Annotated in this window: 1 protein-coding gene and 1 pseudogene; one reads left to right on the top strand and one right to left on the bottom strand. The window is 56.4% G+C overall.

Annotation, left to right across the window (positions count from 1 at the left end; all coding sequences use genetic code 11):
* A pseudogene (locus tag EVC45_RS47530) lies at positions 1–168 on the top strand (cysteine dioxygenase); the annotation flags it as partial.
* A gap of 420 nt (positions 169–588) precedes the next feature.
* On the opposite strand, the gene EVC45_RS46040 reads toward EVC45_RS47530, so the two are convergent.
* The gene (locus tag EVC45_RS46040) at positions 589–771 is read right to left on the bottom strand and encodes a Tn3 family transposase (protein ID WP_168991684.1); all 183 of its coding nucleotides are present in this window, start codon (positions 769–771) and stop codon (positions 589–591) included.
* Positions 772–1,172 lie beyond the last annotated feature (401 nt).

Below are 1,172 nucleotides of genomic sequence, written 5' to 3'. Positions count from 1 at the left end.
GGCGACATCCACAGAGTGTCCAACACGTATGATGATCGCGTCTCAATCAGCGTTCACGTCTACGGCGGGAACATCGGACGGATTTCGCGGCACGTCTTCGACCCGCAGACCAGCATGCGCAAGCCGTTCATCTCTGGTTACTCCAACGAGGCCGAGATCTCCGCGTAGGCAATCAACACTTGCGTTGACTCGTTTTGTCCAAGCCGGCCTGATGGGCGCGATCCACAGCACCCGCGCGGCCTTCGATACCGTTTCGGAGCCGGGTCAGCCCCATTCGGGAACCTATCCCTGTGAGGGCTGCGGGATGAATGCCGCATCGACCCACGGACACCCACTTCCTCCGCAAAATCAGCATCAGCATACTCAGGCGCAAGGCAGAATCCGTTGGCGGCTCATCGCTGCCACCCATTGATCGACGATCGAACATCCCGGCGAGTAGACAGCGATGGTCGCCGCAGACCGCCCCGTTCCGGACGGCGTATGCTTTGCGGAATGGGCCTCAGGGCTCACAAGCCAGTCTAAGAGCGTCTATATGGGGTTCCACGCCCAAACCCCAATAATTTTTTGGAATGCTTTAGATTCAATGCGTTAGAGAACTTCGAGGCCGGCCAGCAGGACGCCAAGATCGTTTGGATTCGCATTACCCCGGAAGGTGTAGTGACCGAGGAAGTGAATGTGCTGCCAGGCGACGGGCGAGATCCGCTTCAGCCTGGCGAGCGCCTTCTGATTGCCATCGCGTTGATACCGCTCGAACAGCGCTGAGAGCAGCATCGAGTTGAAGGCGTGTGGATCACATACATGACGACTCGAAAGCGGAGGCTGCCGCGGACGCCAATAAGCACGCGAATGACCGCTGTACCCCATGGCAAAGCAAGGGCCAGCAGGGCCCCGACAAAGTTCCGATTCATGCGTAACGTGGGCTGCATCAGGATTCCTTTGTCGTGAGGTTTGTCGCATCTATGCCAAATAATTGAGAGTTTCTCGACTTGGCCACAAAAAAGAATTAACTAAAGGCCGCCAAATTGTGGGTATTGGCGAAAAACCGGAGTTGGCATGAATCTAGCGGCTACCAGCATCGCGATCACTGCCGCCCTTAGAGATGGATTCAAAAAGGCTGCTCCGTCCGTCTGAAGATGTTCCAGCAGACGAGGGAGCAACCGAATTTGAGAAGT

Origin of the sequence: Paraburkholderia sp. UYCP14C (assembly GCF_004197395.1) — a bacterium.
Classification (GTDB): Bacteria; Pseudomonadota; Gammaproteobacteria; order Burkholderiales; family Burkholderiaceae; genus Paraburkholderia.
The sequence above is the reverse complement of the archived record's forward strand: the minus strand, read 5'-3'. Positions and strand labels throughout refer to the sequence as shown.

What these genes read in the sequence shown, in the direction of transcription:
- EVC45_RS46040 (WP_168991684.1), bottom strand. Translation starts at nt 771, where the DNA reads ATGCTGCTCTCAGCGCTGTTCGAGCGGTATCAACGCGATGGCAATCAG.